General features: G+C 70.4%; 20 protein-coding genes and 1 pseudogene. 18 read left to right on the forward strand and 3 right to left on the reverse strand.

Translation table 11 applies throughout. From position 1 onward, the window contains the following. Positions 1 to 384: 384 nt before the first annotated feature. A complete protein-coding gene (locus tag D5S19_RS06030; RefSeq protein ID WP_120022334.1) occupies positions 385 to 1,206 on the reverse strand; it encodes an HAD family hydrolase in 822 nt (273 codons plus the stop codon). A 664-nt stretch (positions 1,207 to 1,870) separates the two neighbouring features. Between D5S19_RS06030 and ssd the strand changes: the two genes are divergently transcribed. From ssd to D5S19_RS06070, 8 genes are all read left to right on the forward strand, one after another. Further along, positions 1,871 to 2,938: a septum site-determining protein Ssd gene (ssd, locus tag D5S19_RS06035; RefSeq protein ID WP_120022335.1), complete on the forward strand. Its 1,068-nt coding sequence runs from the start codon at positions 1,871 to 1,873 to the stop codon at positions 2,936 to 2,938. A 10-nt stretch (positions 2,939 to 2,948) separates the two neighbouring features. Continuing rightward, positions 2,949 to 4,094: a TadA family conjugal transfer-associated ATPase gene (locus D5S19_RS06040; RefSeq protein WP_120022336.1), complete on the forward strand. Its 1,146-nt coding sequence runs from the start codon at positions 2,949 to 2,951 to the stop codon at positions 4,092 to 4,094. A 116-nt stretch (positions 4,095 to 4,210) separates the two neighbouring features. Then, a complete protein-coding gene (locus D5S19_RS06045) occupies positions 4,211 to 4,849 on the forward strand; it encodes a type II secretion system F family protein (protein WP_120022337.1) in 639 nt (212 codons plus the stop codon). After that, positions 4,846 to 5,547: a type II secretion system F family protein gene (locus D5S19_RS06050; RefSeq protein ID WP_407641716.1), complete on the forward strand. Its 702-nt coding sequence runs from the start codon at positions 4,846 to 4,848 to the stop codon at positions 5,545 to 5,547. Before D5S19_RS06045 ends, D5S19_RS06050 begins: the two co-directional genes overlap by 4 nt. Positions 5,548 to 5,580: 33 nt before the next feature. Beyond that, positions 5,581 to 5,745, forward strand: coding sequence for a DUF4244 domain-containing protein (locus tag D5S19_RS06055; RefSeq protein WP_120022339.1), 165 nt, complete (start codon positions 5,581 to 5,583; stop codon positions 5,743 to 5,745). Continuing rightward, the gene (locus D5S19_RS06060) at positions 5,745 to 6,083 is read left to right on the forward strand and encodes a TadE family type IV pilus minor pilin (RefSeq protein ID WP_120022340.1); all 339 of its coding nucleotides are present in this window, start codon (positions 5,745 to 5,747) and stop codon (positions 6,081 to 6,083) included. Before D5S19_RS06055 ends, D5S19_RS06060 begins: the two co-directional genes overlap by 1 nt. Continuing rightward, complete coding sequence (locus D5S19_RS06065; RefSeq protein ID WP_120022341.1) at positions 6,080 to 6,436, forward strand: Rv3654c family TadE-like protein; 357 nt, start codon at positions 6,080 to 6,082, stop codon at positions 6,434 to 6,436. The genes D5S19_RS06060 and D5S19_RS06065 overlap by 4 nt, the downstream gene beginning before the upstream one ends. A 536-nt stretch (positions 6,437 to 6,972) precedes the next feature. Further along, positions 6,973 to 7,593 (forward strand): bifunctional DNA primase/polymerase, encoded by a 621-nt coding sequence (locus D5S19_RS06070; RefSeq protein ID WP_120022342.1) that lies wholly within the window; start codon positions 6,973 to 6,975, stop codon positions 7,591 to 7,593. Positions 7,594 to 7,634: 41 nt separating this feature from the next. Here the strand turns inward: D5S19_RS06070 and D5S19_RS06075 are convergent, their stop codons facing one another. Then, entirely contained in the window at positions 7,635 to 10,484 is a 2,850-nt protein-coding gene (locus D5S19_RS06075) for a DEAD/DEAH box helicase (protein WP_267901072.1), read from the reverse strand. Between the two features lie 275 nt (positions 10,485 to 10,759). Here D5S19_RS06075 and D5S19_RS06080 point away from each other — a divergent pair, with 275 nt between their 5' ends. The 3 genes from D5S19_RS06080 to D5S19_RS06090 all read left to right on the forward strand — a co-directional run bounded on the left by D5S19_RS06080 (position 10,760) and on the right by D5S19_RS06090 (position 14,532). Further along, entirely contained in the window at positions 10,760 to 13,024 is a 2,265-nt protein-coding gene (locus D5S19_RS06080; RefSeq protein ID WP_120022343.1) for a sodium-translocating pyrophosphatase, read from the forward strand. Between the two features lie 139 nt (positions 13,025 to 13,163). After that, positions 13,164 to 13,748 (forward strand): hypothetical protein, encoded by a 585-nt coding sequence (locus D5S19_RS06085; protein ID WP_120022344.1) that lies wholly within the window; start codon positions 13,164 to 13,166, stop codon positions 13,746 to 13,748. 79 nt (positions 13,749 to 13,827) lie between these two features. Further along, positions 13,828 to 14,532: a hypothetical protein gene (locus D5S19_RS06090; RefSeq protein WP_120022403.1), complete on the forward strand. Its 705-nt coding sequence runs from the start codon at positions 13,828 to 13,830 to the stop codon at positions 14,530 to 14,532. Between the two features lie 65 nt (positions 14,533 to 14,597). On the opposite strand, the gene D5S19_RS06095 is transcribed toward D5S19_RS06090, so the two are convergent. Beyond that, positions 14,598 to 15,413 (reverse strand): S1 family peptidase, encoded by an 816-nt coding sequence (locus tag D5S19_RS06095; protein WP_120022345.1) that lies wholly within the window; start codon positions 15,411 to 15,413, stop codon positions 14,598 to 14,600. A gap of 315 nt (positions 15,414 to 15,728) precedes the next feature. Here D5S19_RS06095 and topA point away from each other — a divergent pair, with 315 nt between their 5' ends. The 7 genes and pseudogenes from topA to D5S19_RS06125 all read left to right on the forward strand — a co-directional run bounded on the left by topA (position 15,729) and on the right by D5S19_RS06125 (position 25,822). Further along, positions 15,729 to 18,650, forward strand: a complete 2,922-nt coding sequence (gene topA / locus D5S19_RS06100; protein ID WP_199730371.1) for a type I DNA topoisomerase — start codon at positions 15,729 to 15,731, stop codon at positions 18,648 to 18,650. A 37-nt stretch (positions 18,651 to 18,687) separates the two neighbouring features. Next, a pseudogene (locus D5S19_RS32890) lies at positions 18,688 to 19,110 on the forward strand (MFS transporter); the annotation flags it as partial. Positions 19,111 to 19,184: 74 nt separating this feature from the next. After that, the gene (locus D5S19_RS32895; protein WP_233573748.1) at positions 19,185 to 19,808 is read left to right on the forward strand and encodes an MFS transporter; all 624 of its coding nucleotides are present in this window, start codon (positions 19,185 to 19,187) and stop codon (positions 19,806 to 19,808) included. A gap of 119 nt (positions 19,809 to 19,927) precedes the next feature. Continuing rightward, the gene (locus tag D5S19_RS06110; RefSeq protein ID WP_120022346.1) at positions 19,928 to 20,770 is read left to right on the forward strand and encodes an ESX secretion-associated protein EspG; all 843 of its coding nucleotides are present in this window, start codon (positions 19,928 to 19,930) and stop codon (positions 20,768 to 20,770) included. Between the two features lie 946 nt (positions 20,771 to 21,716). After that, positions 21,717 to 22,322: a hypothetical protein gene (locus tag D5S19_RS06115; RefSeq protein WP_233573745.1), complete on the forward strand. Its 606-nt coding sequence runs from the start codon at positions 21,717 to 21,719 to the stop codon at positions 22,320 to 22,322. A gap of 138 nt (positions 22,323 to 22,460) precedes the next feature. After that, positions 22,461 to 24,626: a bifunctional MFS transporter/dTMP kinase gene (locus tag D5S19_RS06120; RefSeq protein ID WP_120022348.1), complete on the forward strand. Its 2,166-nt coding sequence runs from the start codon at positions 22,461 to 22,463 to the stop codon at positions 24,624 to 24,626. Continuing rightward, positions 24,623 to 25,822, forward strand: a complete 1,200-nt coding sequence (locus D5S19_RS06125) for a DNA polymerase III subunit delta' (RefSeq protein WP_120022349.1) — start codon at positions 24,623 to 24,625, stop codon at positions 25,820 to 25,822. The genes D5S19_RS06120 and D5S19_RS06125 overlap by 4 nt, the downstream gene beginning before the upstream one ends. Positions 25,823 to 25,828: the final 6 nt, after the last annotated feature.

A 25,828-nucleotide genomic window follows, 5' to 3' on the forward strand; every position in this document is an offset into this window, starting at 1 on the left:
CGTCGGCCAAAGGCCAACGGGCGCCGCCTGCAGCGCGGTACATCTCGGGCGACCAAGCGTGCAACTCTGGTCGTACCTTCATGGACTCGGCGTCCGGCGTCCCGGTACGCAGTCCCTAGACGACGAGCCTCCCGCGGCGTGCTGCGCGTGGGTACCCGGAGTCCGCGCACGGAGGTTGCCCGGGGTGGCAGAGGCTTCTCTTCTACCTCTTCCCTGGCCGGCACAACGTCCGCACTTACTTTCTACGCCGTGAGCCGGGTCACTTCAAGTGCGCGGATGGGTGCACCGTTACAGAGGCTCGATCCGGTGACAACAGCCTGCGGTACCGGGACAATCGGACGCCCCGGGTGGGGGAACGGCGCCCTCGTACCGCCGTGTGGGTGCTCAGCCCTCGGAGGTGCGAGACCGACGGCGACGGCTGAGGCTGTACCACGTCGCGCCGGCCGCGACCGCGCCGACACCGAGGGCCACCATGCCCGCCGAGCGGGCCGGGATCCGCGTGCGCAACGACATCGGCCGCTCGAACGACAGCACCGGCCATCCCCGCTCCTCGGCGGCGTGGCGGAGCGCCTTGTCCGGATTCACCGCGTGCGGGTGGCCGACCACTTCCAGCAGTGGGATGTCCGTACTGGAATCGGTGTAGGCAAAGCACTCCGCGAGGTCGTATCCGTGCTCGGCGGCTTGCTGTTTCGCCGCCACCGCCTTGTTTTCGCCGTAACAGTAGAAATCGACCTGCCCGGAGTACCGGCCGTCGAGGATCTCCATGCGCGTCGCGATGCACCGCGTGGCACCCAGCATCTCCGCGACCGGTGCCGCGACCTCCTCGCCGGTGGCCGAGAGGACCACGACGTCGTGTCCGTCGGCGAGGTGCCGCGTGATCAGCTCGGCCGCCTCGACGTAGACGAGCGGATCGACGACGTCGTGCAGAGTCTCGCGGACGATCGCGGAGACCTGGGCGACGTCCCAGCCCGCGCAGAGCGCAGAAACCTCGGCGCGCATCCGCTCGGTCTTGTCGGCATCGGCGCCGGCGAGCGAGAAGACCAGTTGCGCGTAGGCACTTCTCAACGCGGCTCGCCGGTTGATCAGCCCTTCTTTGAGCAGCGGCTTGCTGAACGCGAGAGCGCTGGAGGAGGCGATGATCGTCTTGTCAAGGTCGAAGAACGCGGCGACGCGCCGGGGCGACTCTTCGTTGCGGGTTTCGGCCACGTGATCAGGATAGGCGCTCGCCTCCAGCCGGTTGGACCCACACCGTCCTGCGCGGCCGCCGGAAAATTCATGACATGGCGACGGTTTCCGCTCTTCGGTGACGTTATCGAATCGTATGTAGCACTCACAGCGCCGATCCGGACCGTGGCGAGTTACAGTGGACAGACCCGGTGCATAACCGGGCCGGTTCAGTCCGACCCCCCGGGGCTGAACCCCTGGCGGCCCTCGTCCCTCCCCCCTGGCGAGGGCCGCCCTCTATTCCGGATGTTTTCCTTTTCTCCCAACGTTCTCTTCTCGCCCGCGGGACGGTCGCGCACCGGCGCCGGTGGGCGACCGCGCCTCCGTTCGTGCCTGGTGCACACCCGGCCCGCGCCCGCTCGCTCCGCTCCGGTACCCGGTGCACCACGCACCGTCGCCACCGCGAGACGGCCGATCTCGTTTCTCCGCATCGATCCTCCTCGTCTCCGGAAATCGTTTTCCTGACTGGAAATCCCGCTGCTCATTGTCCGGGACGAGCCGGCCACGACCTCCGTCCCGGATGGATTTTCCGTCGAGTTGTCCACAACCCCCCGGTTGTCCACAGGCAGCCGAACCCACCATTGCGGCCCGCACCGCCGGCAGGTGACGGTGGAGGTCCGGCCCATCGAACCCAGGGGAGGGACACATGGCCACCGCACGTCCGCTCGTCGTCGCCGCAGGCGGCACGGTGCTCGAAGAAATCCAGCGTGTCGCGGCTATCGCGGGCAGCGAGCTGGACCACGTACCGGACCTGTCCGCCGCGCGCGGCCGTTGGGTGCGGGCGCCCCTGGTGGTGATCGAAGAGGAAGCCGTGGCAGAGCGCCCGGTTCTGCCCCGGCGCGACTCCGTGGTGCTGGTCTGCAAAGGCACCGCCGGATTGGCGGCCTGGCGGCGCGCCGCGACCATCGGCGCGCGCCGGGTTTTCAGCCTGCCCGAGGACGAATCCGAACTCACCGTGGCCTTCGCGGATGTCGCCGACGCACCCGCCGAATCCCCCGGACCGGTCGTCGCGCTGGTCGGTGGCCGTGGCGGCGCGGGCGCCTCGGTGCTGGCCACAGCGGTCGCGGTAGAGGCGGATCGCGGTGGCCCGGCATTGCTCGTCGACTGTGATCCGCTCGGTGGCGGGCTGGACCTCCCACTCGGCCTGGAACACGCGGAAGGCCTGCGCTGGCCGGAAGTCCGGCTGACCGGTCGCGTGTCGGTGCCCGCGCTGGTCGCGTCGTTGCCCAGCCGCGGGACGCTCCCGGTGCTGTCTTGCGGACGATCCGGCACCGGGCCCAGTGTGAGTGCGCTGTCCGCGGTGGTCGCCGCGGGCCGCCGCGCCGGCCGCACGGTCGTCTGCGATCTTCCCCGGCATCTCGACGAAGGCGCGCTCGGGGTCGCCGCTGCCGCTGACTTGGTCGTCCTGGTCGTGCCGGTGGAGTTTCGCGCGTGCATGGCCGCGAAACAGGTCCTGCACCGGCTCGGCTCCCACGCCGACCGGCTTGCGATTGTCGCAAGTGGACACTCGATCGACGGTGCCCCGCCTTCGCGCACCGCGGAGCTGCTCGGGCCGCCACTTCTCGCGACGCTGCCGCCGGAACGCCGGGTCGCCGCCACCCTCGAAACGGGCGAGTTCGAGCTGCCCGCGAAAGGTGCGCTCGTGGCCGCGGCCCGAGCGGTGCTGGCCGAACTGCGATCCGCCACCGCGACCCCGTTCCACGCGGCAGCCTGACGGGCCGGCGATGACGACAGAATTAGTCGAGCGAGTACGCAATCGCTTGGCCGGAGAGAGCCGAAGCGCGGATCCGATCGCGCTCGCGGCGGCCGTCCGCGCGGAAGCGGGTGGTGCGCTCAGCCACGACGCCGTGCTGGACGCTGTCCGCCAAGCACAGGACGAATTCCTCGGTGCTGGCCCGCTCGCCCCGCTGCTCGATGACGAAGACGTGACGGACGTCCTGGTCAGCGCGCCCGACCAAGTGTGGACCGATGGCCCACAAGGGCTCGCCCGGGCATCGGTGCGTTTCGCCGACGAGGACGCCGTTCGCCGGCTCGCGCAGCGGCTCGCCCTCGCCGCCGGGCGGCGCCTCGACGATGCCCAGCCATACGTGGACGGCTGGCTTCCCGCCCGGCAAGGCCGAGTCCGGGTGCACGCCGTCCTGCCGCCGATCGCCCCCGACGGCACCTGTCTGTCTCTGCGGGTGCTCCGGCCCGCGACACACGATCTCGACGCGCTCGGTGCGTGCGGGGTGTTCAATGCCGCCGGTGCCCGGATTCTCCGCACGGTCGTCCGGCGCCGCCTCGCTTTCCTGGTCACCGGTGGTACCGGCGCGGGGAAGACAACCTTGCTGAGCGCGCTGCTGGGCGCGGTCGACCCGGCCCAGCGCATCGTCTGCGTCGAGGACGCCGGTGAGCTGCGTCCCGTGCATCCGCAGTTCGTCAGTCTCGTCGCCCGACCGGCCAATGTGGAGGGTGCCGGCGCGATCGAGCTGCCCGAGCTGGTCCGGCAGGCCTTGCGGATGCGCCCGGACCGGCTCGTGGTCGGGGAGGTTCGTGGTGCGGAAGTGTGTTCGTTGCTCAACGCACTGAATACCGGCCACGAAGGCGGAGCCTGCACCTTGCACGCCAATTCCCCGGCAGAGGTGCCCGCTCGGCTCGAAGCGCTCGCCGCGCTGGGTGGTCTCGGGAGGGAAGCATTGCACAGTCAGCTGGCGGCCGCGGTACGCGTCGTCTTGCACATGCAGCGCATGCCGGGCGGCCGTCGCCTCTCCGAAGTCGCGGTGCTTCAGCGGTACCACGGCGAGGTTCGTGCCGTAGCAGTGTGGCGTGACGGTCAGTGGACCGCCCGCCGGTCGCTTTTCGCCGATCTGGTCCGGGAGGCGGACTCGTGAGCGTCGCCTGGCCGTTCCTGTGCTTTGGTACCGGACTCTTCTCGTGGCCGGTCCAACCCGGCCGGCTGCAGCCTGTATCCCGGTTCCGTTGGCGCTGCCCGGTTCCACCCCGGCGCATGTGGTGGCTGGCGCCGGCAGTCGTCGCGCTTCCGCTCGCCGGGGTGGGGGCGGCTATCGCGGCTGGGCTGGTCACCTTCTCCGTCGGGCAGGAATGGCGCAACAGAAAGGAAAAAGCCGCGTCACTCGCGAAGGCGGAGCAGACCTCGGCCGCGCTGCGGATGATGGTGGCGGAGCTGCGCTCCGGTGCGCACCCGGTGCTGGCGGCGGAAGCGGCAGCCGACGCGGCACCGGCACTGGCCGGAGACCTGCGGAACCTGGCCGCGTCCGCGCGGCTCGACGGCGCACTCGAATCGGCTGCGCTACCGCGGTTGGCGCAGTCCTGGGAACTCGCCCGAAAGCACGGCTTGCCGATCGCCGATGCATTGGAAGCGGCGCGTCGTGATGTCGAGGCTGAGACGTTGTTCGCGCGACGGTTGCACGCGAAGATGGCCGGCCCGCGGATGAGCGCCACCGTGCTCACCATTCTGCCGATCGGCTGTCTTGCACTCGGCCAGGTCATCGGGGCCGGACCGCTCACTGTGTTGACCGGAACCCTTCTGGGACAAGTCTTTCTCGTGGCGGGAGCAATGCTGCTGTGGGCGGGCGCAGCCTGGTCCCGCGCACTCACCGGACGGGGCGGGGTGGCGCGCACATGATGGCAACGGGCGTATTCCTCATGCTGGCCGCCGTGGCTTTGGTGCTGTGGCCGGATACTCCGGCTCCGCGCAATTGGGCTCCCGCCCGGTGGAAGCGGCCGGCTGTGCGGCCGGCCGTATGGCACGCCGCGGCGGCGGTCGTCGGTGGCTTGTCGGTCGCGGTCGTGGCCGGAATCCCGGTCGGGCTCGTCGCCGGGGCGGGCGGCTGGTGGCTGCTTCGGCGGTCGCGGCGCGCCCGAGCACCGGACGATGTCGCCGCACGGCTCGGCTCCGCGGCGGTGCTCGACCTGCTCACTGCCTGCCTGCGCACGGGGATGCCGATTCCGGTGGCGCTCGAAGCCGTGGCGAACGGCGCCCCGGAAGAGACCGGAAAAGCACTGCGTTCGACGGCGAGCCTGCTCGCGCTCGGCGCCGATCCGGTACCTGCGTGGGCTCCCGTGCGGGCACGCCCCGGTTTCGCCGAACTTGCCGCGGCCGCTGCCCGCACTGCCCGGTCCGGCACCGCGCTTGCCGCGACTGCGGATGACCTGGCCCGGCGCCTGCGCGACGGGTTGGGCACCGAGGCCGAAGAACGCGCCGAACGGGCGGGGGTCGCCCTCGCCCTGCCGGTCGGGTTGTGCTTCCTGCCCGCGTTCTTCGCCCTCGGTGTGCTGCCGGTGGTGCTCGGACTCGCCGAGCGGATCGGCGGCCTGCTGTGAACCCATCCACGACCGAAAGAAGGGAAACCGGCAATGCGGTTCCTGCCCGGAGACGAGGGCACCACCACGGCCGAATACGCGATCGGCACGGTGGCGGCGGCGTCCTTCGCCATCGCCCTCTACTTCCTGCTCACCGGAGACACGATCGCCAAGTCACTGTCGGAGCTCGTGCAACGGGCCCTGACCTTGGCCGGCTGATGACCGGTCGTCGCCGGGACGGTGGTTTCGTCACGGTGGAAGCGGCCCTGTGCCTGGGCGCACTCGCCGCCGTACTGGCGATCCTGTTGGGCGGCACGGCCGCGGTGGCCGGGCACCTGCGTTGCCTCGATGCGGCAAGAGAGGCTGCCCGGCTCACTGCGGCCGGTCAACCGGGCGCAGCCTCCGCCGTCGTGCGAACCATCGCACCGCGCGGTGCTCGGCTGACCGTCCACCGCTCCGGCGACGGCCTCACCGCGGAGGTCACCACCGATGCGCTGGCCGCACTCCAGTTGAGTGCCAGCGCGTACGCCATTGCGGAACCGGGGGTGGCGCCGTGAGCCATTCTCGGGACACGGGCGTGGCCACCGTGTGGACGGCACTCGCGGCAGTCGCGCTGGTCGGCGTCACGACGCTGGTCTGGTGGATCGGTGTCGCGATCACCGCCCGGCATCGCGTCGAAGCGGCGGCCGACCTCGGCGCGCTGGCTGCCGCCGCACACGCCGCCGACGGGCCGGCCGCAGCCTGCTCCCGCGCCCGCGAGGTGGCAGATCAGGAGAAGGCCACCGTGACCAGTTGCCGCTGGCACGATCGAGACGCCTTCGTCGAGGTGCGGTCCACGGTCACCCCGATACCCGGCCTGCCACCCCCGACCGCCCGCGCTCGGGCCGGTCCGGTCGGCTTGCCGCCCTGACCGGTCGGCCTTTCGGCTTGCGGAAGGCGGGTAGCGCCCGGCCGGCCCGGGCATCCCGGCTTGTGCCAGGTGAGCGGCCTGGCCGGCGGCGGTGCGGACACCCGGCCCGGTGTCCTGTTCAGGGCACGGTGGGCTCGGTGACCGTTCGTCGGCGGGCACGGTGATCGGTCGACAGGTTGTGCGCGGATGTCGGCGGTGCGCGGTGCGCCGATCACCGCACGGGTAGCGCGAGCAGCGGTCGCCAGCGCGCGGCGAACGGTTGAAAGTGCAGGTCAGAAAGGAGTTCTCGAGGAGCAGAGCAGTGTCGCCGTCCTGGTTCGGAAGGCGGGGCAGGCGGGACGAGCGGTGGGGTCGGCGACCGGTGATCGTGTCCATTTATCAGCCGGACGGTGGGCTACTTGGCGTTCATCGCGCGTTGACTGCCGGTTGCCGCGCAGGGCTTCCGCGCAATGTGCAACTTGCCGTTAAGTGAGACGTGCGCCACCACGGCCCCGACCCGGGCGGCGCGACGACCGGAACTTGAAGGCAGGAATGCAATGTTGGACGCGAATTGGCCGGACAGCTGGCGGAGCGCCTTCCGCATCGAACTGCGTGCGGAGGCGATCGGCCTCGCATGGCGTGGCTGGCCGGTGCTCCCGGGGGCGACCCCGGCGCCGATCACCGGTGAGGGGGACGATCTGACCTGGCGGCGGCCGGTGCCGGTGCACGAGAACTGGCGCGAGCTCGTCGGCACGCACGCCCACGAAGCGGCGGGCTGGTTCACCGGCCGCACCCACAGCCTGCTCGTGGCCACCGGCACCGTGGTGGACGCGATCGAGGTCGACCAGGAGCTGGGCAAGCGCGCCGCCCGGCTGCTGCGTGCGGCGGGACACCCGGCGCCGATCGCCGCGATGCCGAACGGCCGGTGGCTGTTCCTCACCACCCCCGCCGACCGGATCCCCGCCGAACTGGCCGAGCTGGTCTCGGTGCAGTGGCACGGTGCCGGCAGCTACATCCCGCTGCCGCCCTCGCCGTTCCAGCACGGCGTGGTGCACTGGCGCGTGAAGCCCGAGGTGTGCGGCTGGCAGCTGCCGGACGCCACCGAGGTGCACGACGTCCTCGTCCGCGCACTCAGCGTTGAGCGGGTTTCCCAACTGGTCGAGACCACTGCTGCCTGAACGGTCCCCATCGGCAGGCCGCACACCACAACCGAAGAGTTTCACGTACCACCGTGGCCGCACTTCTCCCCGTGCTGACGCAATGCCCCGAGCACGGTTCCCAGTACGGCCACTGCCCCCGCCTTGTCCAGTGGATCGTTGCCGTTCCCGCACTTCGGTGACTGAACACAGGACGGGCAGCCCGCCGGGCACTCGCAGGAGACGATCGCCTCCCGCGTAGCGGCCAGCCACGGGACAATCGCGGCATAACCGCGGTCGGCAAACCCCGCACCCCCGGGATGCCCATCGTGCACGAACACCGTCGCCTCCCCGGTGTCCTCGTGCCACGCGGTAGACACCCCGCCGATGTCCCAGCGGTCGCACGTAGCGAACAGCGGTAGCAGGCCGATCGCCGCGTGCTCGGCGGCATGCAGGGCACCGGGGACGCGTGCCGGGATCAACCCGGCACCCCCCGGTGCTCTGCCTGCAATCCCGGTCCCCACCGGTATTCCGGCTTCGGTCCCCACCGGGCGCATCCTGGTCTCCGCTCGATGCGCCTCGGCCTCCGCCGGGAGTACTTCCGCGCCCCCCGAGTGCATCTCGGTCTTCACCCGATGTGCCTCCGTCCCCGCCGGATGCGTCTCGGTTTCCGCCGGGCGTGCTTCGGTTCCCGCCGGATGCGTCTCGATCTCCGACGGGTGGGTCTCGGTCTTCACTGGGTGCGCCTCGGCCTCCGCCGGGCGTGCTTCGTTCCCCGCCGGATGCGCCTCGGTCCCCACCGGATGCATCTCGGTCCCCGCCCGGCGTGCCTCGGTCCCTGTCGGTTCCCCGGCTGCCTCGTCAGCCGCCGGTCGCGAGTTCCCCGCCCGGACCGGATGCGCCGCAGCCCCCGCCGGTTCCCCGGCTTGCGCTGTGGCTCCCGGGCCTTCGGCCCCGGCCACACGCGCTCCCGTCCCCACGGAGTGGCCGCTTCCCGTCGGTGACTCCAGAAGCTCGGCGGACACCGTGTACCAAACCGCGCGCGTCTGCAGCCGCTGCTCCGGAAGGTCCAGCGCGGTATGGTCCAGCACTTCGCCGGACGGGCGGCGCCGCAGGTAACCGACGACCTGGGACGTCACCGCCACCTCGCCGAGGGACACCGTCACTCCGTTGTGGTGGCATTGACGTTCCGTGCTCAGCACCGTGATGTCCACGATCTCGCGAGGCGAGGTGTTCCAGTCCGGATCCTCCGCGTGCACCAAGGCCAGCTCGGTTTCCAGGTCCAGCTCGTCCACTACGTACGACGAACCCTGATGCAGGTACACCGCGCCCGGATGCACGGCGAAGCAGGCCGAGCCGGGGTCCACGGTGCCGAGCATCCGCCCCGAGTCCGCTTCTACCACGGCGATCTGGTCACCGCCGGAGCCGCGGATGCCCACCTCGGCGTGCGGGCGGTCGCGGGAAGTCCAGTACCAGCCGCTGGTTCGCCTGCGCAGCAGCTTCTGCTCCGCCAGTTCGGCGAGCACCGCGCGGGCCGCGGGGCCGCCGAACGCGGCCAGTTCCGGTTCGGTCAGCGGGAGTTCGGCGACGGCGCAGGCCAGCTGCGGACCCAGCACGTACGGGTTCGCCGGATCCAGCACCGCCGTCTCCACCGGACGCTCCAGCAACGCCTGTGGATGGTGCACCAGGTACGTGTCCAGCGGATCGTCCCGGGCGACGAACACCACCAGCGCCTCGTCGCCCGAACGGCCGGCTCGGCCGGACTGCTGCCAGAACGACGCCAGCGTGCCCGGGTAACCGGCCAGTACGACCGCGTCGAGGCCCGCGATGTCGACGCCGAGCTCCAGCGCGTTGGTGGTGGCCACGCCGAGCAATCGGCCGGACAACAGCGCCTGTTCCAGCTCCCGGCGCTCCTCGGGAAGAAAGCCGGAACGGTACGCCGCAACGGTTTCCGTCAAGGAAGGGTCCACTTCGGACAGAAGGCGCCGGGCGCCGAGCGCGGTGAGCTCCGCACTGCGGCGGGAGCGGACGAAGGCCAGCGAACGGGCGCCTTCCACGACCAGTTCGGTCAGGATCCGCGCGGCCTCCGCACCGGCAGGCCGGCGGACCGGGGCGCCGTTCTCCCCACTGAGCGCCTCGATCAGCGGCGGCTCCCACAACGCGATCGTGCGGGCTCCACGCGGTGAGGCATCCTCGGTGACCGCCGAGCACGGCAGGCCGGTGAGCCGGGACGCGAATTCCGCGGGGGCAGCGGTGGTGGCCGAGGCCAGCACGAAAACCGGTGACGCCCCGTAGTACTGCGCGACGCGGCGCAACCGCCTGAGCAGCAACGCGACGTGCGAGCCGAAAACGCCGCGGTAACTGTGGCACTCGTCGACCACTACGTAGCGCAATCCGCGGAAGAACTGGGCCCAGCGCGAATGCGCGGACAGAATGCCGCGGTGCAGCATGTCGGGATTGCTGAACACCCAGTTCGCGTGCGCGCGAACCCAATCGCGCTCGGTGACCGGGGTGTCCCCGTCGAAGGCCGCCGCACGCACCCCTGGGATGTCCAAAGTGGACACCGAACGCAGCTGGTCGGCGCCGAGCGCCTTGGTCGGCGCGAGGTACAGCGCGGTCGTCTTCGCGTCCCTCGCCAGCCCGGACAGCACGGGCAGCTGGTAGGCCAGCGATTTGCCGGACGCCGTGCCGGTGGAGATCACCACATGTCTGCCCGCGTGGGCCAGGCAGGCCGCCTCGACCTGGTGCCGCCAGGGATTGCCGACGCCCGCTGCGGTGCACGCAGCCACCACTTCCGGCGCCGACCACTCCGGCCACGGCGCGAACCCGGCCGCGCGCGCGGGCATCCGCGCGACGTGCGTGACGGGATTCTCGGATGCCGGAATCCCGGCCGTCACCCGGTCCAGCAGCTTCCGCCCGCGCTCGCCAACCACGTGCCGAAGCTTCGCACAGAGCACCGACAGAAACCGATCCGATCGACGTGGTGATCAATAACACAATGTCACGGAACGTGCGGTCCCCGGGACGCGTTGCGAGGCGCTGGAGCAATACCAATAGACTCCCGCAATCCACACCCTCTGTGGTGAGCGTCATGTGAGTCGTACGTCGCAGTGCGACTAGCGTGTCGTTCGGCACAGATCCATGCCAGCGCAGGCACGCCGGGTACGACGGGTCCGCTCTGGCCAAACGGCGTTTCCCAGGAGGACGAATGTCCCGGCAGTTCCTCGCGGAGGGCGGCCTCACGCTTTCCGGGGGTGGCTACACCATCGTCGGTGTGGTCGCCGTGGTCGCCCTTGTCGCACTGGTCATCGGTTACGTCCTGCTCAAAGAGGTGCTGGCCGCCGGCCAGGGCACCGCGAAGATGCAGGACATCGCGAAGGCAGTGCAGGAAGGTGCAGCCGCATACCTGAAGCGACAGCGCAACACCCTCGCCGTCTTCGGTGTCGTGGTGTTCCTGCTGCTGTTCGCGCTCCCCGCCGACGACTGGAACGAGCGGATCGGCCGGTCGATCTTCTTCCTGATCGGCGCGGTGTTCTCGTTCACCATCGGCTACCTCGGCATGTGGCTGGCCACGCAGGCGAATCTGCGCGTCGCCGCGGCCTCGCGCGAGGAGGGCGGCCGCGAGATCGCCATGCGCGTGGCGTTCCGCACCGGTGGCGTGGTCGGCATGATCACCGTCGGCCTCGGTCTTTTCGGTGCCGCCGTGGTGGTGCTGGTTTACACCGGCCAGGCGCCGAAGGTGCTGGAGGGCTTCGGGTTCGGCGCCGCGCTGATCGCCATGTTCATGCGGGTCGGCGGCGGTATCTTCACCAAGGCCGCGGACGTCGGCGCGGACCTGGTCGGCAAGGTGGAGCAGGGCATCCCCGAGGACGACCCGCGCAACGCCGCGACGATCGCGGACAACGTGGGCGACAACGTCGGGGACTGCGCCGGCATGGCCGCGGACCTCTTCGAGTCCTACGCGGTGATGCTCGTCGCCGCGCTGATCCTGGGCAGCTCCGCGTTCGGCGCGTCCGGGCTGATCTTCCCGCTCATGGTGCCCGCGATCGGCGTGATCACCGCGGTGATCGGCGTCTACATCACGAAGGCGCGCAGCGGGGAAGGCGGTCTTGTCACGATCAACCGCTCGTTCTACATCTCCGCGGTGATCTCCGCGGTCCTGTCGGCCATCGCCGCATTCGCCTACCTGCCGAGCAGCTTCGCCGAATTCGGCGACGGGTTCGGGAGCACCGCGGGCAACCCGGCGGTCATCGCGACTGTTTCGGTGATCATCGGCATCGTACTGGCGGCGGTCATCCTGAAGATCACCGGCTACTACACCGGCACCGAGTACAAGCCGGTGAAGGACGTCGGCAAGACCTCGGAAACCGGTCCGGCCACGGTGATCCTGTCCGGTATCTCGGTCGGTTTCGAGTCCGCGGTCTACACCGCGCTGGTGATCGGCGCCGCGGTGTTCGGTGCCTATCTACTGGGCGGCGGCGTCGCGTTGTTCGCCGTGGCGCTGGCCGGTACCGGTCTGCTGACCACGGTCGGCGTCATCGTCGCGATGGACACCTTCGGCCCGGTTTCGGACAACGCGCAGGGCATCGCCGAGATGTCCGGTGACGTGGACGAGAAAGCCGCCGGCATCCTCACCGAACTCGACGCGGTGGGCAACACCACCAAGGCGATCACCAAGGGCATCGCGATCGCCACCGCGGTGCTCGCCGCGACTGCTCTGTTCGGGTCGTATTCGGACGCGATCACCAAGGCCGTCGGCACCACGGGTTCGTTCGTCGCGAACATCGTCAGCCCGGCCACCCTGGTCGGCGTGATCATCGGCGCGGCCGTGGTGTTCCTGTTCTCCGGGCTGGCGGTCAACGCGGTGTCGCGGGCGGCCGGCGCGGTGGTGTACGAGGTGCGCCGCCAGTTCCGCGAGATCGCCGGGATCATGGAGGGCACCACGCGGCCCGAGTACGGCCGGGTCGTGGACATCGTGACCCGCGATTCGCTGCGGGAGCTGGCCACACCCGGTCTGCTCGCGGTGTTCGCGCCGATCGCGGTCGGCTTCGGCCTGGGCACCGGTGCGCTGGCCGGGTATCTGGCCGGCGCGATCGCCACCGGCACCCTGATGGCGATCTTCCTCGCCAACTCCGGTGGTGCCTGGGACAACGCGAAGAAACTGGTGGAGGACGGCAATCACGGTGGCAAGGGCTCGGCCGCGCACGACGCGACCGTCATCGGCGACACCGTGGGCGACCCGTTCAAGGACACCGCCGGTCCGGCGATCAACCCGTTGATCAAGGTCATGAACCTGGTTTCGGTGCTGATCGCGCCCGCCGTGGTCACGCTGTCGGTGGGCGGCGGTGCGCACACCACCTGGCGGATCGTGATCGCGCTCGTGGCGGTCGCGGTGGTGGCGGCGGCGATCGTCGTGTCCAAGCGGCGCGGCACGGTCATCGCGGATACGCCGGCTCCGGCCAACGCTGTCTGAGTCGTTACTCCATCCGGGCCCGGTGCGCTACGGCGCGCCGGGCCCGGTGCGTGTCCACCTGCCGGGGGCGAGTTGCGCCCGTCCGGCGGATCGGTACGGTCGGGGCGTTCTGGGCTTCGAGTGGCGGGGAGGTGTTCGGGTGCGGCCGCGGTGGACCGTCCTTGCCGCGCTGGCAACGGGAATCGGTGTCGGTCTGGCGGGCTGCGGGCAGCCGCCCGCGCCGGCCCAGCCGCACGCGGGTGGACAGTCGGACCCGGCGAGCCGCGCCGATCCGGCGGCCGGCTGGGCGGACGGGTATTGCACGGCGGTCAGCCACCTCGTGCGCACGCTGGCCGGCCTGCCGGAGATCGATCCGAGTTCCCCGCTGCAGGCGGCCCGGACCGCCAGCAGGCTGCTCTCCTCGGTGGCGGGCGGAATCGATCGGACGATCGCCGGGCTGGGCCAGGTGGGACCGCCTCCGCTGTCCGGCGGTGAGGCCGCGCGTGCGGAGCTGCTCGGCGAGTTGGCTTCAGTGGGTGCCCGCGCCGACGACGTTCGCCGCCGCCTCGATGTGGCCGTCGGGGCCGACGCGACGAGGTCGGCGCTGGGTGAAGCCCGGTCGGCGATCGATGCGGTCAGCAGGTTGGATGTGCTGAAGGGGCTCGATGCCACACCCGAGCTGACTGCCGCGGGCAAGCGGGCGAGTGGGTGCCAGCAGCTCGTGGTGCCGCCGGCGCCGAGCTGACCGCCCGTTCGGGTGTCGGCGAAAAAGACACCCGTGTGACGCTCGCCTCCAATCGAACTTGTGTTCTATCATGATCGGTGTGGATCGGACGATCTCGCTGTTCTCGGCGGAGGCGACCGGACCGGGGCTCGCGGACCTGGCCGGGTTGTTGTGCTGCCAGGGGCAGATCACCGGCTTCGGGCACACCGCGGCCCGGCTGACGGTGGTGGTCGAGCAGCCGTGGCGGGCTCGGGTGCTGGCGCGCGAATGCCGTGGCCGGGGCGCTGATGCACAGGTCGTGGTGGCCGACTGCGGGCGTCCGCAGGTACGCACGTCGTTCCGGGTCGACCTGCTGGGGCTTGCCGACCGATGGCTGCGGCCGGGGTGCACCGGTCCGGCCGAGCAGGATTCGGGCAAGGCCGTGCCCGGCGGGTTCCGGCTGAGCGGCGCGATGCTGCGGATGTGGGCACTCGCCGCCGGTCGTCCGGAGCCCGGTGGATACCTGCTCGGGCTCGACCCGCTGGCGCCGCTGATGCACGAGGAGCTGGTGGCGGCGCTGGCTCCGCTCGGAGTGCAGGCGCGGCTGCTCGGGCCGAAGGCCGAGGCGCCGGGCCTGCGGATCACCGGGCGGCGTCGGCTTGATGGGCTGCTGGAATTGATCGGAGAGGCGCCTGCCGGTGCCGAGGACGTATGGCCGGAGTTGCCGCCGGTCGGTGAGCGCCGTCCCGTCCGGGCGGAGGGTGAGCCGCGCCGCTCCGGCCGGGAGGAGAGTCCTCTTCAATACTTACTGGAGGCTGTGGGGTAGCTGGAGCAGAGAAAAAGGCCCTCCCCGGCGGGTATGCCGGACAGGGCCCCTTCACAGGACACGGGTTACGGCTTCGGCAGCGTGCAGCCCGGCCGGTTGAGGTCCACTTCGCCGGCCGCGGTGAGACAGGCGGGAATACCGTAGGTCTCCTCGCCGTATTTGGTACCGGCGTGCACGGCCACCTTGCCGGACTCGTCGACCTCGCACGCGTTGTTCAACGTGCAGCGCTCGCCGTTGTCGTTGGACGTGTTGTTCACGCCGATGACCTTGCCGGTCGCGTGGTCCTCGATGGGCGAACCGGACGTGCCGCCGATCGTGGCGCAGCCGGGGGTGTAGCGGATGGAGTCCTTCCACACCCAGCCGTTCTCGTGCAGTTCGGGCACAAAGCCGTCGACGCTGCAGGAGTAGGTCTTCTTCCAGTAGCCGGAGACGACGTCGATGGCCGTGCCCGCCTTCGGATGGCTGTCGACCAGTTCGAGCGGGGCGACGCCGTACTTGTCCTTGATCCCGGCGTAGGTGTCGGTGAGCTGGTAGAGCGACACGTCGGTATCGGTCATGGTGGCGTAGAGGATCTTCTTCGCCTTGACCGTGCCCGCCGAACTCTGCCCGTCCGGGGACCGCAGGTCGAACGTGCGGCCGGAGGCCCGGCCGGTGATCACCTGGCCCGGCTTCATGAAGCCGGACTCCAGGCAGTGCCCGTTCGACAGCACGAGCGCGGGCGCGTCCATGGGTGTGGCGGCCGGTTTGACCACCGAGCCGGAGCAGTTGGACAGCGCCACGGTGCCCGAGAACGAGGTCGTCGCCGCGCTTGCCGCCGGGGCGCCGGCCAATGCGAACACGGCTGCGGTGGCGATCGCGCCACCGAGCAGACGTCGAGTCATGAAGATTCCTTTCGGCAGATGGGCATAGTAAGTGAAACCTTGGCGACGCGGGGCGCTCCACCGCCGGACGAAGGGGTATCCATTGCGCGACCGGTTACCCTGCACGGCACGTGTCCGACATCACGTGCTAGGTGTGGAAAGGAAACATCGCCGAGGTCAGTGGCGATCCGACGGGCAGGGGCCCGCCGGTCGATCCGGACACCTCTGCGCTGCACAGCCGCCGGGGACGTGCACACTGACAGGTCAAGACGCGGGCGCAGAACCCCCGGAGCGGGGAGAGAGTGCCGCCGCCGGCGCAGAGGCGACGGCACGGAGATGAGTGGAGAGCAGGACAGCGTGGCAGGAGCACGGACCAAGAAAAGCGACGCCGGGGGCAACGGCGCCGGCCGGCGGCGGCTGGTGATCGTCGAATCGCCGACCAAGGCCCGCAAGATCGCCCCCTACCTGGGCGGCAACTACGTCGTCGAGTCCTCCGTCGGGCACATCCGCGACCTGCCCCGCGGTGCCGCCGACGTGCCCGCGCAGTACAAGGGCGAGTCCTGGGCCCGCCTCGGCGTGGACATCGACAACGACTTCAAGCCGCTGTACATCGTCACGCCGGACAAGAAGTCCAAGGTCACCGAGCTGAAGGGTCTGCTCAAGGACGTCGACGAGCTCTACCTCGCCACGGACCCCGATCGCGAGGGCGAGGCGATCGCCTGGCACCTGCTGGAGACGCTCAAACCCAAGGTGCCGGTGCGCCGGATGGTCTTCCACGAGGTCACCGAGCAGGCCATCCGCGCCGCCGCGGACGCCACGCGGGAGCTGGACGCCGACCTGGTCGACGCGCAGGAGACCCGCCGCATCCTCGACCGGCTGTACGGCTACGAGGTCTCGCCGGTGCTGTGGAAGAAGGTCATGCCGAAGCTCTCGGCGGGCCGCGTGCAGTCCGTGGCGACCCGGATCGTGGTCGAGCGGGAGCGCGAGCGGATGCGCTTCACCTCGGCGTCGTACTGGGACATCTCCGCGACCATGAACGCCGGTCCGGACGCGGCGCCGCGGAATTTCCCGGCGCGGCTGGTCTCGGTGGACGGCGCGCGCCTGGCCACCGGCCGTGACTTCGACTCGAACGGGCAGCTCAAGGGTTCCGGCAAGGACATCCGCGTACTCGGCGAGGCCGACGCGCAGGCCTTGGCGCAGGCGCTGCGCGAGCGGGACTTCAAGGTCGCGAGCGTCGAGGAGAAGCCGTACTCGCGCAAGCCGTATCCGCCGTTCATGACCTCGACGCTGCAGCAGGAGGCCGGCCGCAAGCTGCGCTTCACCTCCGAGCGCACCATGCGCGTCGCGCAGAAGCTGTACGAGAACGGCTACATCACTTATATGCGTACCGACTCGACCACGCTGTCGGAGTCGGCGATCTCGGCCGCGCGAAGCCAGGCGACGCAGCTGTACGGCAAGGAGTTCGTCTCGCCGTCGCCGCGGCAGTACACGCGCAAGGTGAAGAACGCGCAGGAGGCGCACGAGGCGATCCGTCCGTCCGGCGAGGTCTTCCGCACCCCGGGCCAGGTCGCCAGCGAGCTGGACACCGACGGGTTCCGGCTGTACGAGATGATCTGGCAGCGCACCATCGCGTCGCAGATGGCGGACGCGAAGGGCACCACGATGTCAGTGCGCATCGTCGGTACCGCCATCTCCGGCGAGGAGTGCACGTTCGCCGCGTCCGGCCGCACGATCACCTTCGCCGGCTTCCTGAAGGCCTACGTCGAGGCGGTCGACACCGAGGCGGGCGGCGAAGCGGACGACAAGCAGAGCCGGTTGCCGGTGCTGGTCAAGGATCAGGGCCTGACCGCCGACGAGCTGTCCGCGGACGGGCACAGCACTTCGCCGCCCGCGCGCTACTCCGAGCCGAGCCTGGTGAGCAAGCTGGAGGAGCTGGGCATCGGCCGCCCGTCCACCTACGCCTCGATCATCAAGACCATCCAGGATCGCGGCTACGTATGGAAGAAGGGCTCCGCGCTGGTGCCCTCGTGGGTCGCGTTCGCTGTGGTCGCGTTGATGGAGCGGCATTTCGAACGCCTGGTGGACTACAACTTCACCGCCGGCCTCGAGGACGAGCTGGACCGCATCGCCAACGGTGACGAGCACCGCGCCGAGTGGCTGTCGAAGTTCTACTTCGGCGGCGATCTGGGCGTGGAGGGCTCGGTCGGCCGGCTGGGTGGGCTGAAGAAGCTGGTCGACGGCAGCGTCGAGGGCATCGATGCGCGGGAGATCAACTCCATCCCGATGTTCAGCGACGCCGAGGGGCACCAGGTCGTGGTGCGCGTCGGCCGGTACGGCCCGTACCTCGAGCGGGAGGTCAACGGCGAGTCGCAGCGCGCGAACCTGCCCGAGGATCTGCCGCCGGACGAGCTGTCGCCGGAGATCGCGGAGAAGCTGTTCGCCACTCCGCAGGAGGGCCGGGTACTGGGCGCCGACCCGGTCAGCGGACACGAGATCGTGGCGAAGGAAGGCCGCTTCGGCCCGTACGTCACCGAGCTGCTCCCGGAGCCGGAGCTGCCCGAGGACGCCACTGCGGCGCAGAAGAAGGCAGCGAAGGCGAAGCTGCCGAAGCCGCGTACGGGCTCGCTGTTCAAGTCCATGTCGGTCGAGACGATCACTCTCGACGAAGCGCTGAAGCTGCTTTCGCTGCCGCGCGTGGTGGGCAAGGACCCGGAGTCGGGTGACGAGATCACCGCGCAGAACGGTCGGTACGGGCCGTACCTCAAGAAGGGCACGGACTCGCGGTCAATCCAGACCGAGGATCAGTTGTTCTCGATCACGCTCGAAGAGGCGCTGAAGATCTATTCGGAGCCGAAGCAGCGTGGGCGGTCGGCAACGGCGCGTCCGCCGCTCAAGGAGCTGGGCGACGACCCGGTGTCGGGCAAGCCGATGGTGGTCAAGGACGGCCGCTTCGGTCCGTACGTGACCGACGGCGAGTACAACGCGACGCTGCGGAAGACCGACAGTATCGAGGAGCTGACGGCTGAGCGTGGCGCCGAGCTGCTGGCGGAGAAGCGCGCCAAGGGGCCGGCACCGAAGCGCAAGGCGCCTGCGCGCAAGACCGCCGCGGCGAAGTCGACCACCAAGACTGCGGCTGCCAAGACCACGACGGCGAAATCCACGACAGCCAAGTCCACGACAGCGAAGACCACGGCGAAGTCGACGGCGGCCAAGAAGGCGCCCGTGAAGAAGGCGAGCAGTACGGCGAAAGCCAAATAGATCCGTGTTTCGAAGGGGCCATTCGGATGTCGTCCGGATGGCCCTTTCGCCTGTCCATGGGGGCCTGGTGGAAGAAGCGCGACGTGCGCGAATAGCGCTTTCAGTGGTCTTCGCGGTGTGCGGAGCCGCCTTCGCTTCGTGGGCCGCACGCGTACCCGCAGCGCAGGCGAAGCTCGGTCTCAGTGAGGGACAGTTGGCGATCGGTGTTTTCGGGCTGGCAGCGGGTTCGGTGGTCGCGTTGTTGGCCGCGGGTCCGGTGCTGACGAAGATCGGCAGCCGGCGTGGAGTGGTTTGCGGCGCCACTGTGCTGTGCGCGGGGCTGCCGCTTGCCGCGTTCGCTCCGGATCTGCCGTTGTTCGTGGCCGCGCTCGCTGTGCTCGGCGTCGGCAACAGCTTGCTCGACGTGTCCATGAACGCGCACGCTGCGCGCGTCGAAGAGGCGTACGGGCGGCCGATCTTCGCCGGATTCCACGCGTTCTGGAACATCGGTGGGCTCGCTGGGTCGGGGGTGGCCGCGTTGACGGAGATCTGGCGGTGCCGGTCGAAACGCACTTCACTCTGGCCGGAACGGTGTTGCTCGCGTTCGCCATCGGTGCGGCGTTCCGCTTCTTGCCGGGCGCCGATCGGGGACAGGGCGAGGCGGCGTTCGCCTTGCCCGGCAAGGCGTTGATCCCGCTCGGCGTGATCGCGTTCTGCGGGTTCGTCGCGGAGGGCACGATCAACGACTGGAGCGCGGTGTACCTGCGCGAGGTCACCTCGGCGACGGCGGCAGTCGCGTCGCTGGGCTACTTCGCCTTCTCGATCACGATGATCGCGGTGCGCACGGTCGCCGACCGGCTTGTGGAACGGATCGGCGTGGTCCGGTTCATCCGTATCGCGACTGCGCTGACGGTGCTCGGGTTCCTGCTGGTGGTCGCGGTCCCGGTGCCGGGCGTGGCAGTGGCGGGCTTCGCCGTGGCCGGGCTCGGAGTGTCCGCGATGGTCCCGCTCGCGTGGAGCGCCGCCGGGCGCAAACAGCCGGAGGCGCCGGGCCGGGCGATCGCGGCCGTGGCGGCTTGCGGGTACCTCGGTTTCCTTGCCGGACCGGCGCTGATCGGGCCGCTGTCCGGTGGGATCGGGCTGCCCGGGCGTTCGCGGTGGTCGGTGCCCTGCTGGTGACCGTGCACTTCCTGGCGCCGGCGATGCGGGTCGCCGAACCGGTGCGGCCGGGCTGACCGGCGCGGTCGTCGCCCCTCTGGGTGATTCGAACACAAGTTCGAGAAAATGTCGGTGTCAGGGTGTTCAATGCAGGGGTGAGCAGTTCCGCACCTGTCGTCTTCGACGTCATCGACCAGGTCATCGAACCGCTGCGCGCCGAGGTGCCGCAGCGGCCTTCGGTGATGGAGTTCTACGACCCGCACTTCGAGGTGCCACCGGTACTGGCCGGGCCGGAGCGGCCGGCACCGGAGCCGAGTCTCGCGGAGGAGGTCCGGCAGTCGTTCGGGCCGCTGCTCGGCGCCGCGCTGGCCGAGGAGGCGGAGCAGTACATCCGGTTCGTCGGCGGGATGACCGCGCTGGGGCTGGCCACCGAGGGCGAGGTGACGGCCGAGGCACTCGGGCTGTACCGGGTGCTGCGCGGCGGGTTCATCCGGGGCGTGGTTACCGGGGTGTTCCCGGCCGACCGGGAGCCGTGGGAGGTGCGGTTCTTCGGCGACGCGGACTACACCACGGTGATGACCAGGGCGGGTCGCCGTGCGCGGCTGCGATCCGGTCTGCTGAGCGCGCTGCCCGGGTGGGTGTTCGACGGCCTGCCCGACCGACCGCCCGGCCCTGGCCCGGCGGTCCGGATCGAGACCGACCGCAGCGGGCTGGTCCCGTCGGCGGCCTGGGGCGAACTGGACGTGATCCGCTCCGCGGCCGCCCGCCCCCGCCAGGGCACGGTGCTGGTCGACCTCGCCGTGCGCGAGGCGGTGCTGGCCGAGTACCCGCACGGAGCGTTCGGGCTGGTGGACAACGACCAGGGCCGCTACCAGTTCCGGGCGGCCCCGCTCCCGGGCGGCGGCTGGACGATCACGTGGACACCGGCGACCCGCAGCACCGCCGAGGCCTGGATTGTCGAGGCGGTGCGCAGCCATGCGTGATCGTGATGGGGGTGTTGCGGTGGCCGGGTAGGGGTGGCGCTTCGGGTGAGTGGAGATGCTGGTGAGAGGCTGGGTTCAGGTGGGTGGGTTGCTGCTGGGAGGCGGGTCGATGTGTCCAGGGGAGGAGGGGGTGTCCAGCGCGTGAGTGACGGTGAGTGGGTAGGTCGACGGAGGTGAGCGAGTCTGCTGAGGGGAGGTGCTGAGCGGCTGTGACTACTGGTCGGCTCGGTGGGCGTGACGTGGCGGTGGGCAGGGGCGGTGCGTGGGTGGTTGAGCGGCTCCGCCCGGCTCGCGTGTGGCGAACGAGCCGGTCCGGCACCACTCGCAGCGGACCTGACCGCCCGGCGCTGTTTTGGCGAGTGACTTTGCCCGGCGCTGCTTATGGCGAACGGGCCTGCCTGCCGCGACTTGCAGTGGCCGGTCCCGGCCAGCATGGCTTGTGGCAGACAGCCCTGGCCCGTTGCCGCTGGTAGCGAGCGGCCTGTCCGACCTCGCTTGTGGCGGACGGCCCATCCGGTGCCCTTGGCGGCGGCCGCCCGGCGTCGCTGGCGGGTGACGGCCCCGCCTGGCGCCGCTGGCGGCCAGCGGCCCTGCATGACATTGCTTGTGGGGGACGTTCCCGCCCGGTGCCACTGGCGCGGTGGCCGCCTGTCTGACGTCGCTTTGTCACGGAGGGCCTGCCCGGCATCGCTTGTGGTGGAGGGCCCGTCCGGCGCCGAGTGCCCCTGTTCGACGTCGCTGGTGGCGAACAGCCCCGCCCGGGCACGCCGGTCGCGACCAGGTCCGTCCGGCACCACTCGTGTGATGCCGGAGGTGGTTCCGTGGGCACGGAGTGTGCCCGGCCGGGCGCGTCCGTCGCAGTAGGCTGCGGCCATTGGGTGGATGCGAGTGTGGGCAGTCTCGCCGATACTGGACGTGGCGGGCATTCCGTAGTGAGGTGGTCACCATGAGCACGAGCGATGGGGCGCCTTTCTTTCCGCCCCCCGCCCCGGAGTCCGATCGGGATGGCACGCTTTCCGGCGATTTCGTCGGGGAGCGGTTCTCCGATCCGCTGTCCGGGCTGGTCACCGGCGGCAGCGGCGGGGCTGCCCGGGCTGGGGAGTTCGGGCCGCTGCCCACCGCGCGGCCGGTGCAACACGATCCCGATGCGGTCAAGCGCATGGTGGAGGCCGCGCTCGAGGAGGAGTCGAAGAAGGGCGTGCGGAGTTCGATCTCCGATTCGGCCGCCTTCGAACGACCCGATCGGGTGCCGCTCGGGCTGTTGCCGCGGCAGCGGACCTGGCCCAGCCGGGCACCGCAGCTGCTGAAGAACCTGCCGCGGCCGAAGCTGAGGCAGGTCGCCGAGGTCGCCGACGACGACATCGAGGAAGAGCTGGCCGAACGGCAGGTCCGGCGGCGTGGGCTGCCGGCCATCAGCATGCCGGCCATGGGCCGCCCCTCGACCAGCACCGCGGGTGTGGTGCTCGCGTTCGTCCTGTTGATCGTGTTCGGAATTGTCGCGATCGAGATGATTGTGAGCCTGGTCAGCAGTCTGGGCGAGCTGTTCGGCTGAGCCCGCTTCCCCCGTACGACACCCGGGCCGGTTCCGCGGCCACCCCTGCTCCGGCGCTACCCTGACGACACGGTCGGGGGATCCGCAAGGGTCGCCCGGCGCCGCCGTGACGAGTGGGGTGGGCATATCAGCGAGGGCATACGGTCGTTGCCCGGAGCCGGTCCGGGTGGGTCGAGCGGGACTCCGGCGTCCACGATCCACCGGGTTCGCCGGGTGCTGGCGATCAAACCGTTCCGCAGACTGTGGGGCGTCACGTACCTGTGCAGCGTCGCCGACTGGCTGAACCTGCTGGCCCTGACCAGCCTGAGCACCAAGCTGCTGGACAACTACACCGCGCAGAACTTCGCGTTCGTCGGCGTGGTCGTGACCAACCTGCTGCCGGGCCTGCTGTTCGCCCCGATCGGCGGATTGCTGGCGGACCGGTTCGACCGGCGCAAGGTGATGGTCGTGTGCGACCTGCTGCGCTGCGGTTTCCTGCTGTCGATCGCCATCGTCGGCGCCCCGTGGTGGCTGTTCGTGGCGAACTTCCTGGTCGGCTGCAGCTCGATCATGTGGATTCCGTCCAAGGACGCCGCGGTGCCGAACCTGCTGCGCCGCCCGGACCAGGTGGAGACCGCCAACCAGCTCGGCTTGGTGATGACCTACGGCCTCGCGGTGATCACCGCGGCCGGGGCCAACGCGCTGATCCTCGGCATCAACTCCACCTTCCACCTGTTCCAGGGCGCGACCGCGGACCTCTACATCGCCAAGATCGCCGTGGTCATCACCGGTCTGCTGTACCTGACCAGCGGCATCCTCGTGGCCACCCGGATTCCCGAGCTGTCGCTGCGCGACGTGCACGCGACTCCCGAGAAGAAGGCCGAGCAGGCCGACGAGGAAAAGCTCGGCCTCGGCGCCATGATGCGCGACGGTTTCCGGTTCGTGCGCACCACCCCGCTGGTCCGCGGGCTGCTGATCGGCGCGTTCGGGGCTTTCGCCGCCGGCGGCGCGGTGGTGGCGTCGGCCAAGCCGTACTCCTCGTCGCTGCTCGCCGGCGACGCAGCGTTCAACCTGCTCGTGCTCTCCGTGTTCCTCGGGCTCGCCACGGGGATGGCGGTGGCGCCGAAGCTCGCCCACCGGCTTCCGCACGACCGCCTGTTCGGCATCTCCATCGTCGTCGCCGGGCTTTCCCTGGTGGTGGTGGCGTTGTCGCCGCACCTGGCGATCTCGCTGGTCGCGGTGGCGCTGGTCGGGGTCTGTGCGGGTACCGCGTTCCTCACCGGCGTCACGATCATCGGCTCCCGCGTGGAAGATGCGATCCGCGGCCGGATCAATGCGCTCTACCAGACGATGCTGAAAGTGGTGCTGGCCGGCGCCACCGTGGTCACGCCGGCGCTGATCGGCCTGGTCAAGCCTCGGCAGGTCACCGCGTGGGGCGGCCCGATCACCATCGACGGCACCCGCCCGGTCATGCTCGGCGCTGCCGCGCTGGCCGTGCTGCTCGGCGTGGTCGCCTACCGGCAGATGGACGACCGGCGCACCGAGAAGATCTTCGCCGACCTGCGCAACGCCCTGCGCCGGACTCCACGGCGGGTCAACGGCTACCTGATCGCGCTTGAAGGCACCACCGCGATCAACACCGGAGAGCAGGCCGCTCGCCTGGCCCGCTGGCTGGACACCGGCGTCCGCCCGGTGGTCCGGTCCGCCGATCCCGCGCTGGCCGAACGCCAGTTCACCACGCTGGTTTCCGAGGCCTCGCTGTCCGGCGCGCGGGCACAGGCGCTGGTCGCCGCAGCGGTGCGGGCCGATCTGGTCGAGCGGGAGATCCAGCCCGCGCTGGACGCCGGATCCGTGGTGGTGATGGAACGCTTCGCCGACTCGCCGCTCGCGGCGGTGTCCGCGGTCGGCGGTCTCGACAGTGCCGAGCTCGAAGGGATCACCGACTGGGCGACCGGACGGCTGCGCCCGGACCTCACCGTGCTGCTGGACACCGCGTCCGGCAACCAGAATCCCGGCGATTCGAAGCTGTCGCCCAGCGAGCAGTGGCGGATGCAGAAGCTGCTCGCCGACATGGCCGCCGCGGACCCCGAGCGTTACGTGGTGATCGACGCGGACGGGACCGACGACGAGATAGCCGAGCGTGTGCGCGTCGCGGTCCAGGGGGTGTTCGTGGGGCGGCTGTCCAGCTTCGCGCCGAAGGAAGCCGCTGTCACGGACCAGCCGGCACCGTACGCCGTTCACGAAGCCGCGGCTGCCGCAGACGTCGCCGAGGTGACCGCGGCGGAGGCCGAGGAGCGCGCAACGTCCGAAGCGGAGGCGAAGTGACCGCGCCGATCGGCGTTTGGGCGGGTTTGATCGGGCAGGAACCAGCAGCGGAGACGCTCTCCACTGCGGCGGCTGCGGCAGCGAAGATCGTCGCGGGGGAGCCCGTGGCGCCGGCCGCGATGACGCACGCGTGGCTGCTGACCGGCCCACCCGGGTCCGGGCGTTCGGTCGCCGCGCGCACCTTCGCCGCGGCGTTGCAGTGCAGCACCGGGACCGGCTGCGGTGCGTGCCCGGGTTGCCGCACCACGATGGCCGGTACGCACGCGGACGTACGGCTCGTCGTTCCCGAGGGCCTGTCGATCTCCGTCGCCGAGATGCGCGCGTTGGTGCAAGCCGCAGCGCGACGACCGACGACCGGTGAATGGCAGGTCGTGATCATCGAAGACGCCGACCGCCTCACCGAGGGCGCGTCGAACGCGTTGCTGAAGGCCGTCGAAGAACCGCCGGAGCGCACGGTGTTCCTGCTCTGCGCACCGTCGGACCATCCGGAGGACGTGTCGGTCACGATCCGCTCGCGGTGCCGGCTGGTGCCGTTGCGGACCCCGCCCGCGGCAGCGATCGCGCAGGTCCTCGTCTCGCGGGACGGCGTCGATCCCGAGCGTGCGCAGTGGGCAGCGTCGGTGTGCAACGGACATGTCGGCCGCGCGCGCCGGCTCGCGACCGACGAAGCCGCTCGGCACCGGCGGGACACCGTGCTGCGGATCCCGCTTGGCCTGCGTCGTCCGGGGGACGTCTTCACTAGCGCGGACCAGCTGATCAGCGCGGCCGAGGCGGATGCGGGCGAGGAGAGCAAGAGCCGCGACGAATCCGAACGCTCCGAGCTGCGTACCGCGATGGGTGGCGATGGCACGGGTAAGGGCGTCGCCGGTGCGAAGCGGGCCGCCGAGGCCGCGGTGAAGCAGCTCGAAAAACGCCAGAAGTCCCGCGCCACGCGTACCCAGCGCGACACTCTCGATCTCGCCTTGGTGGACCTCGCGGGCTTCTACCGCGACGTGCTGGTCACGGCTTCCCACGCCGGGGCCACGCTCACCCATCCCGACCATGCCGACGCCATCGCGTCCGCTGCCTCGGCGTGGACCCCGGAGTCGACCTTGAGGCGGCTCGAAGCCGTTCTGGAGTGCCGCGAAGCGATCGGGTTGAACGTGAAGCCGCGGATCGCCGTGGAAGCCATGGTCACCACACTTCGCCAGGGCTGACTCACG

The sequence above is a fragment of the Amycolatopsis panacis genome (assembly GCF_003600245.1).
GTDB classification, from domain to species: Bacteria; Actinomycetota; Actinomycetes; order Mycobacteriales; family Pseudonocardiaceae; genus Amycolatopsis; species Amycolatopsis sulphurea.